Source organism: Pseudocitrobacter cyperus (assembly GCF_039889165.1).
Lineage (GTDB): Bacteria > Pseudomonadota > Gammaproteobacteria > Enterobacterales > Enterobacteriaceae > Pseudocitrobacter > Pseudocitrobacter cyperus.
Window position 1 is genome coordinate 290,097 of record NZ_JAYMYY010000005.1, and the last position, 14,807, is coordinate 304,903.

The 14,807-nt window shown below is 55.3% G+C and carries 14 protein-coding genes; 8 read left to right on the forward strand and 6 right to left on the reverse strand.

Features of this window, described 5'->3' with window-relative positions; translation table 11 throughout:
* Window positions 1–41: 41 nt before the first annotated feature.
* Entirely contained in the window at window positions 42–479 is a 438-nt protein-coding gene (gene uspA, locus VSR74_RS17205; protein ID WP_004106650.1) for a universal stress protein UspA, read from the reverse strand.
* Window positions 480–901: 422 nt separating this feature from the next.
* Between uspA and uspB the strand changes: the two genes are divergently transcribed.
* Window positions 902–1,237 carry a universal stress protein UspB gene (gene uspB / locus VSR74_RS17210; RefSeq protein ID WP_347795840.1) on the forward strand — a complete coding sequence of 112 codons (336 nt, stop codon included), beginning with the start codon at window positions 902–904 and terminating at the stop codon, window positions 1,235–1,237.
* A gap of 60 nt (window positions 1,238–1,297) precedes the next feature.
* Here the strand turns inward: uspB and pitA are convergent, their stop codons facing one another.
* Entirely contained in the window at window positions 1,298–2,794 is a 1,497-nt protein-coding gene (pitA, locus tag VSR74_RS17215) for an inorganic phosphate transporter PitA (RefSeq protein ID WP_347795841.1), read from the reverse strand.
* Window positions 2,795–3,024: 230 nt separating this feature from the next.
* Between pitA and VSR74_RS17220 the strand changes: the two genes are divergently transcribed.
* The 5 genes from VSR74_RS17220 to VSR74_RS17240 all read left to right on the forward strand — a co-directional run bounded on the left by VSR74_RS17220 (window position 3,025) and on the right by VSR74_RS17240 (window position 9,468).
* Window positions 3,025–4,215, forward strand: a complete 1,191-nt coding sequence (locus VSR74_RS17220) for a BaiN/RdsA family NAD(P)/FAD-dependent oxidoreductase (RefSeq protein WP_347795842.1) — start codon at window positions 3,025–3,027, stop codon at window positions 4,213–4,215.
* 128 nt (window positions 4,216–4,343) lie between these two features.
* On the forward strand, window positions 4,344–4,481 hold the full coding sequence (locus VSR74_RS17225; RefSeq protein ID WP_347795843.1) for a hypothetical protein: 138 nt from the start codon (window positions 4,344–4,346) through the stop codon (window positions 4,479–4,481).
* A 63-nt stretch (window positions 4,482–4,544) separates the two neighbouring features.
* Window positions 4,545–5,612 carry an HlyD family secretion protein gene (locus tag VSR74_RS17230; RefSeq protein WP_347795844.1) on the forward strand — a complete coding sequence of 356 codons (1,068 nt, stop codon included), beginning with the start codon at window positions 4,545–4,547 and terminating at the stop codon, window positions 5,610–5,612.
* Window positions 5,609–8,344 (forward strand): ribosome-associated ATPase/putative transporter RbbA, encoded by a 2,736-nt coding sequence (gene rbbA, locus VSR74_RS17235; RefSeq protein ID WP_347795845.1) that lies wholly within the window; start codon window positions 5,609–5,611, stop codon window positions 8,342–8,344. Before VSR74_RS17230 ends, rbbA begins: the two co-directional genes overlap by 4 nt.
* Window positions 8,344–9,468, forward strand: a complete 1,125-nt coding sequence (locus VSR74_RS17240) for an ABC transporter permease (protein ID WP_347795846.1) — start codon at window positions 8,344–8,346, stop codon at window positions 9,466–9,468. The genes rbbA and VSR74_RS17240 overlap by 1 nt, the downstream gene beginning before the upstream one ends.
* Here VSR74_RS17240 and VSR74_RS17245 read toward each other — a convergent pair.
* The gene (locus tag VSR74_RS17245) at window positions 9,452–10,333 is read right to left on the reverse strand and encodes a LysR family transcriptional regulator (protein ID WP_347795847.1); all 882 of its coding nucleotides are present in this window, start codon (window positions 10,331–10,333) and stop codon (window positions 9,452–9,454) included. The two genes, VSR74_RS17240 and VSR74_RS17245, sit on opposite strands and share 17 nt — an antisense overlap.
* Window positions 10,334–10,429: 96 nt before the next feature.
* Here VSR74_RS17245 and VSR74_RS17250 point away from each other — a divergent pair, with 96 nt between their 5' ends.
* Window positions 10,430–10,939, forward strand: a complete 510-nt coding sequence (locus VSR74_RS17250; protein WP_347795958.1) for a phenolic acid decarboxylase — start codon at window positions 10,430–10,432, stop codon at window positions 10,937–10,939.
* A gap of 3 nt (window positions 10,940–10,942) precedes the next feature.
* On the opposite strand, the gene VSR74_RS17255 is transcribed toward VSR74_RS17250, so the two are convergent.
* A complete protein-coding gene (locus VSR74_RS17255; protein ID WP_347795848.1) occupies window positions 10,943–11,992 on the reverse strand; it encodes an AI-2E family transporter in 1,050 nt (349 codons plus the stop codon).
* 144 nt (window positions 11,993–12,136) lie between these two features.
* Here VSR74_RS17255 and VSR74_RS17260 point away from each other — a divergent pair, with 144 nt between their 5' ends.
* Window positions 12,137–13,357, forward strand: coding sequence for an MFS transporter (locus VSR74_RS17260; RefSeq protein WP_347795849.1), 1,221 nt, complete (start codon window positions 12,137–12,139; stop codon window positions 13,355–13,357).
* Here the strand turns inward: VSR74_RS17260 and VSR74_RS17265 are convergent, their stop codons facing one another.
* Both VSR74_RS17265 and VSR74_RS17270 read right to left on the reverse strand, forming a co-directional pair.
* Window positions 13,358–13,915: a DcrB family lipoprotein gene (locus VSR74_RS17265; protein WP_347795850.1), complete on the reverse strand. Its 558-nt coding sequence runs from the start codon at window positions 13,913–13,915 to the stop codon at window positions 13,358–13,360. It lies immediately after the preceding gene.
* 73 nt (window positions 13,916–13,988) lie between these two features.
* Window positions 13,989–14,654 carry a 7-cyano-7-deazaguanine/7-aminomethyl-7-deazaguanine transporter gene (locus tag VSR74_RS17270; RefSeq protein ID WP_347795851.1) on the reverse strand — a complete coding sequence of 222 codons (666 nt, stop codon included), beginning with the start codon at window positions 14,652–14,654 and terminating at the stop codon, window positions 13,989–13,991.
* Window positions 14,655–14,807 lie beyond the last annotated feature (153 nt).

The window sequence follows — 14,807 nt, forward strand, 5'->3', positions numbered from 1 at the left end:
CGCCCGCAGAAAGCGGGCGTTTGCTCATGCGCGAGGAGTGATTACTCCTCTTCTTCGTCGCGCAGCGGAACGATCAGCATATCAACGTGAACGGTGTTGATGAGCTGGCGCGCAGAAGACATCAGTTTGCTCCAGAAGTCCTGATGATGACCGCAAACCACCAGATCCATATCGTATTTCTTAATGGCGTCGACCAGCACCTGGCCCAGATCGCCGCTGCCGCTCAGGGTTTCGGTGATTGGGTAGCCCGCATTGGTGGACAGCTCAGACAACGCGTGATGTGTCTCTTCCGAAATGCGTTTCTGCATATCGCCCAGATTCACATCAATAAGGCCGGTATAGAGATCGGAGTAGTTCACATCAACATGAATCAGGGAAACTTTCGCGTTGTACGGACGTGCCATAGAAACCGCTTTTTCAACCAGCACTTTGCTTTCTGGTGAAAGGTCTACCGCGATAAGAATGTGTTTGTAAGCCATGGTGTTACTCCTTCCATAAAGTTGTCGATGACCAATGGGCGTGAAGTCGCCCGCGTCCTGCATGTCGATTGCGCGGGGGTTAGCCCTGCCTTAAATCTGCTGCATCCAGGGATGCTAATCAGGTCTCGTAAAGTGTTAACGACCTAATTGTAGAAGATATTTCTACATTATAGTGACCGGCTCTGCGCGTCAATGTGGTGCGATCACCAATTTGTTAAACAAATTTATCTAAAGACACTTATTGATAACGCTTCAGGTTGTGGTAAAAATTTTCACTAATCTCCTACACTATTTAATGAGCCGATCGGATAAATAAACGTGATCGGATTCTCACCTTTTCACTGAGCTGTCTAAGGCTATTGGTTATCGGGGTGCGGTAGCCCGGGAGGAGTCTCCGCTGGGTGGGTCGCCGGGGAGGAGGTATGATCAGCACAATCGCGCTGTTTTGGGCCCTGTGTGTCGTGTGTGTGGTGAATATGGCACGCTATTTCTCATCGTTGCGTGCATTACTTGTGGTACTGCGTGGTTGCGATCCCTTGCTCTATCAGTATGTTGATGGTGGAGGTTTTTTTACCTCTCATGGCCAACCCAGCAAGCAAATGCGGCTGGTTTGGTACATCTACGGTCAGCGCTATCGCGATCATCATGACGACGAGTTTATCCGCCGCTGTGAGCGTTTGCGCCGCCAGTTTATTTTGACCAGTTCATTGTGTGGTTTAGTGGTTGTGAGCCTGATTGCATTGGCTATCTGGCATTAACCTTCGCCATAAAAAAAGACGGGCCAGTTTCCTGACCCGTCTTTTTTGTCTGCCTGATGATTAGATAATCATCAGTGAAAGCCAGTACAACCCACCTGAAAGCAGAATCGACGCAGGCAGCGTGAAGACCCAGGCCATCAGAATGTTGGTGACGGTTTTGCGTTGCAGACCGCCGCCGTCCACGATCATCGTACCCGCCACGGAGGAGGAGAGAACGTGGGTGGTCGATACCGGCATCCCGGTATAACTCGCAAGGCCAATGGATACCGCAGAGGTCATCTGCGCCGCCATACCCTGCGCGTAAGTCATGCCTTTCTTACCGATTTTCTCACCGATGGTCGTCGCGACGCGGCGCCAGCCAATCATCGTACCGCAACCCAACGCCAGCGCGACCGCCATGATGATCCAGACCGGGGCATACTCGATAGTGTTGAGCATATCGCCTTTCAGTTTCTTCAGCAGACGCTGATCGTCAGCGCTTACTTCTGGCAGCTTGGCGACTTTATCAGTGGTATCAGAGATACACAGCATGATGCGGCGTAACTGACTACGCTGCTCGACGCTCAGTTTGTCGTAGGTTTCGATATCCGCCAGCATGTTCTTCACGCGGGTTAACGCATAGAGAGAGTTTGCCGGGTGACAATGCAGTTCGCCAGATGGCGTGATCGCACTCTCAGGTTCCGGGATAATCTGGTCGACGCCTGTGACTTTTTTCAGCAACGCAGGATGCTGCTGATAGAAGACTTCAACGTTATTGATAGCATCGCGGGTACGGGTGATTTCATAGCCCGACGCGTTCATGTTGACCACGAATCCTGCCGGTGCGACGCCAATCAGTACCAGCATGATAAGACCAATGCCTTTCTGCCCGTCGTTTGCGCCGTGAGAGAACGCTACGCCAATAGCCGAGATGATCAGGGCGATACGTGTCCAGAATGGCGGCTTTTTCTTGCCGTCTTTCTTTTCACGCTCTGCCGGCGTCAGGTGGATACGCGCACGTTTTTTCGTACCGCTCCAGTAGCGACGCAGCAGGAACACCAGACCACCTGCGAAGACCAGGCCGACAATCGGTGACACGATAAGGGAGCCGAAAATATTCAGCACTTTCGGGATGTTAAGCGCGTCCACCACCGATGTGCCGGTCATCAGCGCATTGGTTAAACCAATACCGATAATCGCGCCAATCAGCGTGTGGGAACTGGATGCCGGCAGGCCAAAATACCAGGTGCCGAGGTTCCAGATAATCGCAGCCAACAACATGGAGAAGACCATGGCGAGGCCGTGCGCCGAACTGACATTAAGCAGGAGATCTGTCGGTAACATATGCACAATGGCATAGGCTACGCTCAGCCCGCCCAGCAGAACGCCGAGGAAGTTAAAGATAGCCGCCATGGCAACCGCAAGCTGCGATCGCATAGCGCGAGTATAAATCACGGTTGCCACTGCATTGGCCGTGTCGTGGAAGCCGTTGATGGCTTCGTAGAACAGGACAAAAATCAGAGCAAGTACCAACAAAAGCCCGGTATGTAAATCCAGACCTGCGAACAAATGTAACATAGTGCGTTACGCCATTTTGAGGACATGAACGCGCGGCATTATCATGGACTTTGGCAGCGCGGGCAAAGTGAAATATGGAGTTTTTTTGATATTTCTCTACCTTTGTATAAATACGGAAAATGATTATTTCAGTATTTTCAAGCGGATATACAGGATTGTCTTATATTTCACTGGTATGACGAGCATGAAAAATTTACACTTCCCGACAATCACTAAGTTGAGGATAGTGCGTGGAAAGGTTTGATGCCATTGTAATTGGGGCCGGTGCCGCAGGAATGTTTTGTGCCGCGCAGGCTGGGCAGGCGGGCCTGCGCGTGCTGTTGCTGGATAACGGTAAGAAGCCGGGACGTAAAATATTGATGTCCGGCGGTGGCCGCTGCAACTTCACGAATCTTTATGTCGAACCAGCGGCTTATCTCAGCCAGAACCCTCATTTTTGCAAATCTGCGCTGGCACGCTACACCCAGTGGGACTTCATCGACCTTGTGGGAAAACACGGCATTGCCTGGCATGAGAAGACCTTAGGGCAACTCTTCTGCGACGACTCCGCTGAACAAATCGTTAAACTGCTGGTGGATGAGTGCACAAAAGGCAATGTCACTATGCGTCTGCGCAGCGAAGTATTGAGCGTTGAACGTGATGAAGAGGGCTTTAGCCTGCAACTCAACGGCGAAACGGTCACAGCCAAAAAACTGGTGATAGCCAGCGGCGGGCTGTCGATGCCAGGACTTGGCGCCACACCATTTGGTTACAAAATTGCTGAGCAGTTTGGCCTTAACGTATTACCGACCCGCGCCGGGCTGGTGCCTTTTACGCTGCATAAGCCAATGCTGGATGTTTCCCAAACTATCTCTGGTGTTTCCGTTCCCTCGGTGATTAGCGCTGAAGACGGCACCGTGTTCCGCGAAAGCCTGCTATTTACCCACCGCGGACTCTCCGGCCCGGCGGTGTTGCAGATCTCCAGCTACTGGCAGCCCGGCGAGTTTGTTACCATCAATCTGTTACCGGATATCGACCTCGCCGAATTTCTCGATGCGCAGCGCGCGGATCACCCGAATCAGAGCCTGAAAAATACCCTGGCGATGCATCTGCCGAAACGCCTGGTGGAGTGTTTACAGCAACTGGGGCAGATTCCTGATGTCACGCTAAAGCAACTCAATGTTCGCGATCAGCAAACGCTGGTCGACACCCTCACTGAATGGCGCGTACAGCCAAACGGCACGGAAGGCTACCGCACGGCGGAAGTCACGCTGGGCGGGGTGGATACCAACGAACTCTCCTCACGCACAATGGAAGCGCGCAAAGCACCCGGCCTCTACTTTATTGGTGAAGTGATGGATGTCACGGGCTGGCTGGGGGGCTATAACTTCCAGTGGGCATGGTCAAGCGCCTGGGCATGCGCGCAGGCGCTGGGGGATTAGCGCCGGTAACGCATTTTTCAGCAGCCTCCTCTGTCTGAAGAACACAATAGACATACAAAAACCAGGTGTTACTATCATATTGATAGTATCAATGAGTACGCGTGTTTCATTTACAGCCAGGAACGCTGATGATGACAACATTACTACCCGATTTCTCAGCACCTTCATCCAGCACTCTCCTTTGCGGTGAGCGTCATCACGACGCCTGTACACCGTCTGGCTATCTCTCTTCTTTCCTTCTTATCCCGGAGGGAAATCGACGCTGAACGCTTGTTCGGCGCGCTTTGTGACACGCGTGGTTTGGTAACAGGGATTATGGCGGGTCGAATATGGACAACATTAAGCGTCATTTAACAGGATGGATTATTGGTATCGCGGTGGTGGTGGCCGCAGTGGCGTGGTGGATGTTACGGCCCGCAGGCGTGCCGGACGGTTTCGCCGCCAGTAATGGCCGAATCGAGGCCACTGAAGTGGATATTGCGACAAAAATCGCCGGGCGTATCGACACGATTCTGGTGTCGGAAGGGCAGTTTGTGCGCCGGGGCGAAGTGTTAGCGAAGATGGATACGCGCGTGCTACAGGAGCAACGGCTGGAAGCCATTGCGCAAATTAAAGAAGCGGAAAGCGCCGTGGCGGCCGCGCAGGCACTGCTTGAACAGCGTCAGAGTGAAATGCGCGCCGCGCAGGCGGTAGTGAAGCAGCGCGATGCTGAACTGGCATCCGTGTCCAAACGTCATACCCGTTCACAAACTCTGTCGACGCGGGGAGCCGTCTCGGCTCAGCAGTTAGATGACGATCGTGCGGCAGCAGAGAGCGCCCGCGCAGCGCTGGAATCGTCGAAGGCGCAGGTCTCGGCGTCCAGTGCGGCCATTGAAGCGGCGCGCACCAATATCATTCAGGCGCAAACCCGCGTTGAAGCAGCACAGGCGACCGTGAGGCGTATTCAGGCGGATATCGATGACAGTGAACTGAAAGCGCCGCGTGACGGGCGCGTGCAGTATCGTGTCGCGGAGCCCGGCGAGGTGCTGGCGGCGGGCGGCAGGGTGCTGAATATGGTCGATCTCAGCGATGTTTATATGACATTCTTCCTGCCCACCGAGCAGGCCGGGCTGCTGAAAATTGGCGGAGAAGCACGTCTGGTGCTGGATGCCGCGCCGGATCTGCGCGTTCCGGCGACCATCAGCTTTGTGGCAAGTGTCGCCCAGTTTACGCCCAAAACCGTGGAAACCCGCGATGAACGCCTGAAGCTGATGTTCCGTGTGAAAGCGCGTATTCCGCAGGAACTCCTGCAACAGCATCTGGAGTACGTGAAAACCGGGCTGCCGGGTATGGCGTGGGTGCGTCTTGATGAGCAGCAACCCTGGCCGGATGATCTGGTGGTGAGGCTGCCGCAATGAACGGGCAGGTACGGGAGCCTGTCGCGCAGCTTGAGGGCGTGAGTCAGCACTTCGGGGCGACGGTGGCGCTCAATAACGTCACGCTGAACATTCCTTCACGCTGCATGGTAGGGCTGATTGGCCCGGATGGCGTGGGTAAATCGAGCCTGTTGTCGCTGATTTCCGGCGCGCGGGTGATTGAGCAGGGTAATGTCGTGGTACTGGGCGGCGATATGCGCGATGGGGATCACCGGCGCAGTGTCTGCCCGCGTATTGCCTGGATGCCACAGGGGCTGGGGAAAAACCTTTATCACACCCTATCGGTATACGAGAACGTCGATTTCTTCGCCCGCCTGTTCGGCCACAATAAAGCGGAGCGTGAAACACGGATCGCCGAACTGCTGAACAGTACCGGGCTGGCGCCGTTTCGCGATCGCCCTGCCGGGAAACTTTCCGGCGGGATGAAGCAAAAACTGGGACTGTGCTGTGCGCTGATTCACGACCCGGAGTTGTTGATTCTGGATGAACCCACGACCGGCGTTGACCCGCTCTCCCGCGCACAATTCTGGGATCTGATCGACAGCATCCGCGCACGGCAAAGCAATATGAGCGTATTGGTCGCGACCGCCTATATGGAAGAGGCGGAACGCTTCGACTGGCTGGTGGCAATGAACGCGGGTGAAGTGATGGCGACGGGCAGCGCGCAGCAACTGCGTGAAAAAACCCACTGCCAGACACTGGAACAGGCATTTATCGCCCTGTTGCCGGAAGCGCAGCGCCAGGCACATAAGCCGGTGGTTATTCCGCCGTATCAGGCAGAAAATGCGGAGATCGCCATTGAAGCACGTGACCTGACCATGCGCTTTGGCGATTTTGTCGCGGTTGATCATGTGAATTTTCGTATCCCGCGCGGTGAGATTTTCGGTTTTCTGGGTTCGAACGGCTGCGGTAAATCAACCACCATGAAAATGCTGACGGGGCTGCTTCCTGCAAGCGAAGGCGAAGCCTGGCTATTTGGTCAGCCTGTTGACCCGAACGATATCGAAACCCGCCGACGGGTGGGTTATATGTCGCAGGCGTTTTCGCTCTACAGCGAACTGACCGTGCGGCAAAACCTTGAACTGCACGCGCGCCTGTTCCACATACCCGAAGCGGAGATCCCCGAACGGGTGGCGCAGATGAGCGCGCGCTTTATGCTGAACGACGTTGAGGATGTGCTTCCGGCCGCGCTGCCGCTGGGTATTCGTCAGCGTCTCTCGCTGGCGGTGGCGGTGATCCACCGCCCGGAAATGCTGATTCTGGATGAACCGACCTCCGGCGTTGACCCGGTGGCGCGCGATATGTTCTGGCAACTGATGGTCGACCTGTCGCGGCAGGATAAAGTCACCATTTTTATCTCCACCCACTTTATGAACGAAGCGGAGCGCTGCGACCGCATGTCGCTGATGCATGCGGGAAAAGTGCTCGCCAGCGGTACGCCGCAGGAGCTGGTGGAACGTCGTGGCGCGGCAAATCTGGAAGAGGCGTTTATCGCCTGGCTTCAGGAAGCATCCGGCCCTGCGCCGGAGGTGCCGCCGCCTGACGAAATCCCGGTGGTGCATGAAGCGCCAAAATCGCCGCGTCAGGGCTTCAGCCTGCGGCGTCTGTTGAGCTACAGTCGCCGCGAAGCGCTGGAACTGCGCCGCGACCCGGTGCGTTCAACGCTTGCGATGCTTGGCACGGTCATCCTGATGCTGATTATGGGCTATGGTATCAGCATGGACGTGGAGAACCTGCGTTTTGCGGTGCTTGACCGCGACCAGACCCTGAGCAGCCAGCAATGGTCTCTTAATCTTGCGGGTTCCCGCTACTTTATCGAACAGCCGCCGCTTTCCAGCTATGACGAACTGGATACGCGCATGCGGGCGGGCGATGTGGCCGTTGCCATTGAAATTCCGCCGAATTTTGGCCGCGATATTGCGCGTGGTACGCCGGTAAAAATCGGCGTCTGGGTGGATGGCGCCATGCCGAGCCGCGCAGAAACGGTGCAGGGTTACGTACAGGCGATGCACCAGACCTGGCTACAGGATGTCGCCAGTCGCCAGCCGATGAAGAATGCACAGACCAGTCTGATGACCATCGAAACGCGCTACCGCTATAACCCCGATGTGAAGAGCCTTCCGGCGATTGTCCCCGCGGTGATCCCGCTGTTATTGATGATGATCCCCTCGATGCTTAGCGCCCTGAGCGTGGTACGTGAAAAAGAGCTGGGTTCTATCATCAATCTCTATGTCACGCCGACCACGCGCAGCGAATTTCTGTTGGGTAAGCAGTTGCCCTATATCGCGCTGGGGATGCTCAACTTCTTCCTGCTGTGCGCGCTGTCGGTGTTTGTTTTTGGGGTTGAGCATAAGGGCAGTTTTCTTACGCTTACGCTGGCGGCGCTGCTTTACGTCACCATCGCCACCGGGATGGGGCTACTGATCTCCACCTTTATGAAAAGCCAGATCGCCGCCATTTTTGGCACCTCGATCATCACACTGATCCCGGCGACGCAGTTCTCCGGGATGATCGACCCGGTAGCGTCGCTGGAAGGGCCGGGGAGGTGGATAGGTGAGATCTACCCGACCAGCCATTTTCTCACTATCGCCCGCGGCACGTTTTCGAAGGCGCTGGATCTGGGTGATCTCTGGCCACTCTTTATTCCGCTGCTGGTTGCGGTGCCGCTGGTGATTGGCCTGAGCGTGCTGTTGCTGAAAAAACAGGAGGGGTGATGCGCCGATTACGCAATATTTATAATCTGGGGATCAAGGAGTTGCGCAGCCTGCTGGGCGATAAGGCGATGCTGGCGCTGATTATTTTTGCCTTTACGCTGTCGGTCTATTCTTCAGCGACGGTTACGCCGGGGTCGCTGCATCTGGCGCCAATCGCGATCGCGGATATGGATCAGTCGCAGCTTTCGAACCGTATAGTAAACAGCTTCTATCGCCCGTGGTTTCTGCCGCCGGAGATGATCACCGCCGATGAGATGGACGCCGGGCTGGATGCCGGGCGCTACACTTTTGCCGTGAATATCCCGCCTAATTTCCAGCGCGACGTGCTGGCCGGGCGTCAGCCGGATATACAGGTGAACGTCGATGCCACGCGCATGAGCCAGGCGTTTACCGGCAACAGCTACATTCAGAGCATCATCAATGGCGAAGTGAACAGCTTTGTCGCCCGCTACCGGGATAACAGCGAACCGCCGGTGGCGCTGGAAACGCGCATGCGCTTCAACCCGAACCTTGAACCCGCGTGGTTTGGCGGAGTGATGGCGATTATCAACAACATCACCATGCTGGCGATTGTGCTGACAGGCTCGGCGCTGATTCGTGAGCGTGAGCATGGCACCGTGGAACATTTGCTGGTGATGCCGATTACGCCGTTTGAAATCATGATGGCTAAGATCTGGTCGATGGGGCTGGTGGTGCTGGTGGTGTCGGGATTGTCGCTGGTGCTGATGGTGCAGGGCGTACTGGGGGTGCCGATTGAGGGCTCGATACCATTGTTTATGCTGGGGGTTGCGTTAAGTCTGTTTGCCACCACCTCCATTGGGATTTTTATGGGCACGGTGGCGCGCTCGATGCCGCAACTGGGGCTGTTGATGATTCTGGTGCTGCTGCCGCTACAGATGCTCTCCGGCGGCTCGACGCCGCGCGAAAGCATGCCGCAAATGGTGCAGGACATTATGCTGTCGATGCCGACCACCCATTTTGTCAGCCTGGCGCAGGCTATTCTTTATCGCGGTGCCGGGTTTGATATTGTCTGGCCGCAGTTTGTCACGCTGCTGGCAATTGGCGCGGCGTTTTTTATGATTGCATTATTACGCTTCAGGAAGACGATTAGCACAATGGCGTAGCGCTATCCGGCGCGGCAAACAGTTTCAGTAGCGTCTCTACCTGCTCATCCAGCGGCACGAGATCCTGCTTCACGATCAAATGCAACGGCGTGGCGCGCCGTGCGCCGTGATGCAGGGGTAAGGGTTTCAGAACCCCCTGTTCCAGCAAGCGCTGTATACGTTCTTCCGGCAGCCAGCCGTAGCCGACCTGATACATCACCGCATCAATGGCGGCATCTATCGTTGAGAAGGTCCAGGCGTCGTTACCCGGCTGGTGCGTGCTGTCGTGGTCGGCAATCCGCACCAGCGGCCAGGTGCGCAGCATCTCATCACTGAAGGGCTCATCCTGATGAAACAGCGGGTGGTCGCGATGGGCGACGGCGACAAAGTCGATGTTCATCAGCCACTCGCCGCGTCCGGTAATATCCTGACGGCGCGTCAGGATCATGACATCCGCTTCCGCCTGCGCGGTATCGCTGTCGGTGCTGCTTTCCAGAACTTCCGTTAACCTGACCTGGGTTTGCGGATAGCGCTGCTGAAACTGGCGCAGAATCGCAAACAACCGCTTACGGGGAAAAACGCTGTCTACGACCAGATCCAGCCGGGTACGCATCCCATCACGCAGCGTTGCCGCACGGGTTTCGACCCAGGCAAAGGCTTTCAGCAGCGGTTTTACCTGGCTGAGTAATAGCTCTCCGGCAGGGGTGAGCACCGCGCGACGGCCTTCCGGTACCAGCAGTGCGACGCCCAGACGTTCCTGTAGCAGTGACAGGTTATAGCTTACCGATGACTGGCTGCGATGGGTCTCTTCCGCGGCTTTGGCAAAGCTCCCCAACTCAACTACTTTTTCGAGAAGCATCCACTGTTCCAGGGTTGTCTTGTGCATAATTGATTTAAAATTTAGATGAATTTCATTCAAACATAGCGTTATTCATTCATATTTTAAAGCAATAAGATAGCCTCATCGAAAAGAGGAGAATAAATAATGAGCAGCTTTGATAAACAAGATTTGAGCGGTTTTATCGGTAAACATCTGGTCTATACCTACGACAACGGCTGGAACTACGAGATTTACGTGAAAAACGCCACCACGCTCGACTATCGTATTCACAGTGGCCTGGTGGGAAATCGTTGGGTGAAAGACCAGCGCTCGTACATCGTGCGCGTGGGTGAAAGCATCTACAAAATTTCGTGGACTGAACCGACCGGTACTGATGTCAGCCTGATTGTTAACCTGGGCGACAAACTGTTCCACGGCACTATCTTCTTCCCGCGCTGGATCATGAATAACCCGGAAAAAACCGTCTGCTTCCAGAACGATCATATTCCGCTGATGAATGCCTATCGTGACGCAGGCCCGGCTTATCCGACCGAAGTGATTGATGAGTTCGCGACCATCACCTTTGTTCGCGACTGCGGCCCGGACGATGACAGCGTCATCGCCTGCGCCGCCAGTGAATTGCCGAAAGATTTCCCGGCAAACCTGCGCTAATAACTAGCCCGGCAGGCGGCTTTTAGGCCGCCCCGGGCCAAGGAGTATCGCCAGTTTGCTGCCGCCCTTTGTGGTTTCCATCCAGATTTTACAGACGCTGGTGAGCGGTACTGAGAGCAACATGCCGACAGGCCCCAGCAGCCATCCCCATATCAGCAACGATAAGAACACCACCAGCGTCGACATCCCCAGACGATGCCCCATCACGCGCGGTTCAAGAATATTCCCCAGCACCATGTGCACCACCAGAAACAGCGCACCCACCATCAAACATTCATAGTAGCCATTAAACAGCAGCGCCTGAACCATCGGTGGAATGGCGGAGATCACCGAACCAATATTGGGTATGTAGTTCAGCAGAAAAGCCAGCACGCCCCACATCAGCGCGAACTGTACATCGAGCAGCAACAGGCCGAGCCAGACAATGATGCCAGTCAGCAGGCTTATCAGGGTCTTCAGCGCCAGATAGTGGGATACGCCTTTCAGCGCCCGGTGCAGCCCGGCGATGTGAATTTTCGGGTTGGAGAGCGCAAAGCGCAGTTTATAAGGCACATGGCGGGCTTCGAAAAGCATAAACACTACGGTCATGATCAGCAGCACGATGCTGGTCATCGCCCCGGAAAGCTGAGTCATTAAGGTGGTCGCCAGCGTCATGACTTTCTCAGAATCCATCCGCTGGAGGAGCCTTTCCGGCGAAATGTGCAGATGCAGAAACGGCAGCATCTCCTGTAATTCAATAAACTTACGGGTGAGCTCTTTGTTGTAGCTCGGCATCAGGGCAATGAAGTCATTGACTGATGAGGCGAGTACGGCCATTAGCGCCGTAAGGAAGAAGAGCATCACTATCATCACAATGGTGATGGCGAGTGCGCGGGAAAATCCCCGCCGTAAAAACCACGTCACCAGCGGGTTCAGGACAATAGCGAAAAAGAGCGCCAGTAGAAGCTGAACGATAATATCGGCGGCGGAGTGGATACCTGCCAGGATCACCACCAGAGCGGCGAGTTTGAGTAAAATATGCAGGCCTGCTTTATCAGGCTGTGGGGATGTCATGTCTCATTCCTTTTGATCGTTCGCCATTAAGTGTAGTGCGAAGCGGCAGGTGCATTATCCTAAAGTGTGCGGCGCAAAAGCGCACGACTTCACTTTCCGCGCATGCAATAATAAAAACATCGTTTTAAAACCCGGATGTTCGTTATGCCTGAAGCCGCAGATGGGGCGCAACTCAGCGGTTTTCGCCTCAATTTACGCATCGTCTCCGTCGTCATTTTCAATTTTGCCAGCTACCTTACCATCGGCCTGCCGCTCGCGGTACTGCCGGGCTATGTCCATGATGTGATGGGGTTTAGCGCGTTCTGGGCGGGGCTGGTTATCAGCCTGCAATACTTCGCCACGCTGTTAAGCCGCCCTCATGCCGGGCGCTATGCCGACCAGCTCGGCCCGAAGAAAATTGTGGTGTTTGGCCTGTGCGGCTGTTTCCTTAGCGGGCTGAGTTATCTGCTGGCGGCGATGGGCGGTGGCTGGCCGATGGTGAGCCTGCTGTTATTGTGCCTGGGGCGCGTGATCCTCGGCATCGGCCAGAGCTTTGCCGGAACCGGCTCGACGCTGTGGGGCGTTGGTGTGGTGGGCTCGCTACATATTGGGCGGGTGATTTCCTGGAACGGCATCGTCACTTATGGGGCGATGGCGATGGGCGCACCACTCGGCGTGGTTTGCTATCACTACGGTGGCCTGCATGGCCTGGCGATAGTCATTATGGCCGTCGCGGCACTGGCGGTGATTTGTGCCCTGCCGCGCGCGGAAGTGAAAGCGGCGAAAGGCAAAGTGATGTCGTTTCGCGCGGTGCTGGGGCGCGTCTGGCCTTACGGTATGGCGCTGGCGTTGGCCTCTGCGGGCTTTGGCGTTATCGCAACCTTCATCACGCTGTTTTATGACGCCAAAGGCTGGGATGGCGCGGCGTTCGCGCTGACGCTCTTTAGCTGTGCATTCGTTGGTACGCGTTTGCTGTTCCCCAACGGCATCAACCGCCTGGGCGGGCTGAACGTGGCGATGATCTGCTTTACGGTTGAGATTATCGGCTTGCTGTTGGTGGGCTTTGCGGTGACGCCGCTGGTGGCGAAAATCAGCACCTTCTTTGCGGGGGCAGGCTTCTCGCTGGTTTTCCCGGCACTTGGCGTGGTGGCGGTGAAAGCGGTACCGCAGCAGAATCAGGGCTCGGCGCTGGCGACCTACACGGTGTTTATGGATCTCTCGCTCGGTATTACCGGGCCGCTTGCCGGGCTGATGATGGCATGGATGGGCGTGTCGACCATTTATCTGGCCGCTGCGGGTTTAGTGGCGATAGCGTTGCTGCTGGGCTGGCGGTTAAAAAAACGGCCTCCGGTTGAACAACCGAAGGCCGCGTCGTCATCAGACTAATTAGTTGATAACGATAGTATTGATAATGTTCTCAGCGGCAGCCTGCGCCTGCTGCTGATTGTCTGCCGGCAGGGTCACTTGCATGGTCAGCAATTTGCCGTCGATTTTACCAAGAATAACCGAAGAGTAAGCGGTCTGGCCTTTGGCGGAGATGATGCTGTCGAGCTGTTGCAGCGTATGACCTTTCACCTCGATGGATTTATTGGTCACCACCTGCAACTGCGGGTCGCGGTTGCGCTGCTGCTCTTCCAGGCGTTTTGCCATCACGCCCAGATCTTCGCTGGTGTTGTCGCCCACGATAACGATAACGGCTTTCTGCCCGGTCGCATCGGAGTAGACATGCATATTATTGCTCTGAGTACCCATTTTGCCGCTCTGGTCGGTCATATCCGCGGGCAATGAGAAGCTCAGCTTGCCATCCAGCAGGCTCACAGGCTGCCCGGAGGTGTTGCTCTCTGCCGCCGCACCCTGCTCCGGAGCTTTGGTATCGCTGTTGTCACAGGCTGCCAGCCCGGCAACCAGCAGGCCAATACCAACGTATTTCACCAATTTGCGCATTGACTTCTTCCTTTCGATAAACGGCCATTAACGGCTCATTCACCCATCTTATCACAACTCGGAAAACGAACCTTTAACCTGGCTGCATTGCTGACAAATCAGATTTGTCTGCCAGCCTTTTCATCAGCATATTTAACAGCACGCCGTACATCGGCAGGAAGAAGAGAATGCTGATCAGCACCTTAAAGCAGTAATCGACCAGTGCAATTTCCACCCAGTGCTGCGCCATGAACGGGTCGGTGCTGCGCCAGAAGGCGATGAAAAAGAAGGCCAGCGTGTCGCTGATATTACCGAACAGCGTTGAGGCGGTCGGCGCCAACCACCAGTGACGGCTCTGACGCAGACGGTTAAAGACGTGAACGTCGAGGATCTGCCCCAGCGCATAGGCCATAAAGCTGGCGGCGGCGATACGGGCGACAAACAGATTGAAGCTTGCCAGCGCGCCAAAACCTTGCCACTCACCCATATAAAAAAGTGATGAAACCGCGTAGGAGACTATCAGCGCCGGGATCATGACCGCAAAGACGATGCGTCGCGCCAGCGGTGCGCCAAAGATCCGCACGGTGAGGTCGGTGGCGAGGAAAATAAACGGAAAGCTGAATGCGCCCCAGGTGGTGTGGAAACCAAAAACTGAGACTGGCAGTTGCACCAGATAGTTACTGGAGATAATAACCAGTAAATGAAACAGCGATAGCCAAACCAGCGCATGCTTGCGCTGTGCGGATGTAAAGAGAGTCATATTGTACCTTTTTAGTGTTTGGGGTGAGGGAACCCAATAAAACGATTTGCCCTTTTTGAACCAAGGTGGCGAATAATACTGCTTCCACATTGCTTTGCAATGGTTGTTTTTCACGCAATCGTTAACCTGACTTGCGTCACAAAAATGCAGGCG

Bases quoted from the DNA above. Each gene is read 5' to 3' on its own strand.
- uspA (WP_004106650.1), bottom strand. From the start codon at position 479: ATGGCTTACAAACACATTCTTATCGCGGTAGACCTTTCACCAGAAAGC.
- uspB (WP_347795840.1), top strand. From the start codon at position 902: ATGATCAGCACAATCGCGCTGTTTTGGGCCCTGTGTGTCGTGTGTGTG.
- pitA (WP_347795841.1), bottom strand. From the start codon at position 2,794: ATGTTACATTTGTTCGCAGGTCTGGATTTACATACCGGGCTTTTGTTG.
- VSR74_RS17225 (WP_347795843.1), top strand. From the start codon at position 4,344: ATGATGACAACATTACTACCCGATTTCTCAGCACCTTCATCCAGCACT.
- VSR74_RS17230 (WP_347795844.1), top strand. From the start codon at position 4,545: ATGGACAACATTAAGCGTCATTTAACAGGATGGATTATTGGTATCGCG.
- rbbA (WP_347795845.1), top strand. From the start codon at position 5,609: ATGAACGGGCAGGTACGGGAGCCTGTCGCGCAGCTTGAGGGCGTGAGT.
- VSR74_RS17240 (WP_347795846.1), top strand. From the start codon at position 8,344: ATGCGCCGATTACGCAATATTTATAATCTGGGGATCAAGGAGTTGCGC.
- VSR74_RS17245 (WP_347795847.1), bottom strand. From the start codon at position 10,333: ATGCACAAGACAACCCTGGAACAGTGGATGCTTCTCGAAAAAGTAGTT.
- VSR74_RS17255 (WP_347795848.1), bottom strand. From the start codon at position 11,992: ATGACATCCCCACAGCCTGATAAAGCAGGCCTGCATATTTTACTCAAA.
- VSR74_RS17260 (WP_347795849.1), top strand. From the start codon at position 12,137: ATGCCTGAAGCCGCAGATGGGGCGCAACTCAGCGGTTTTCGCCTCAAT.
- VSR74_RS17265 (WP_347795850.1), bottom strand. From the start codon at position 13,915: ATGCGCAAATTGGTGAAATACGTTGGTATTGGCCTGCTGGTTGCCGGG.
- VSR74_RS17270 (WP_347795851.1), bottom strand. From the start codon at position 14,654: ATGACTCTCTTTACATCCGCACAGCGCAAGCATGCGCTGGTTTGGCTA.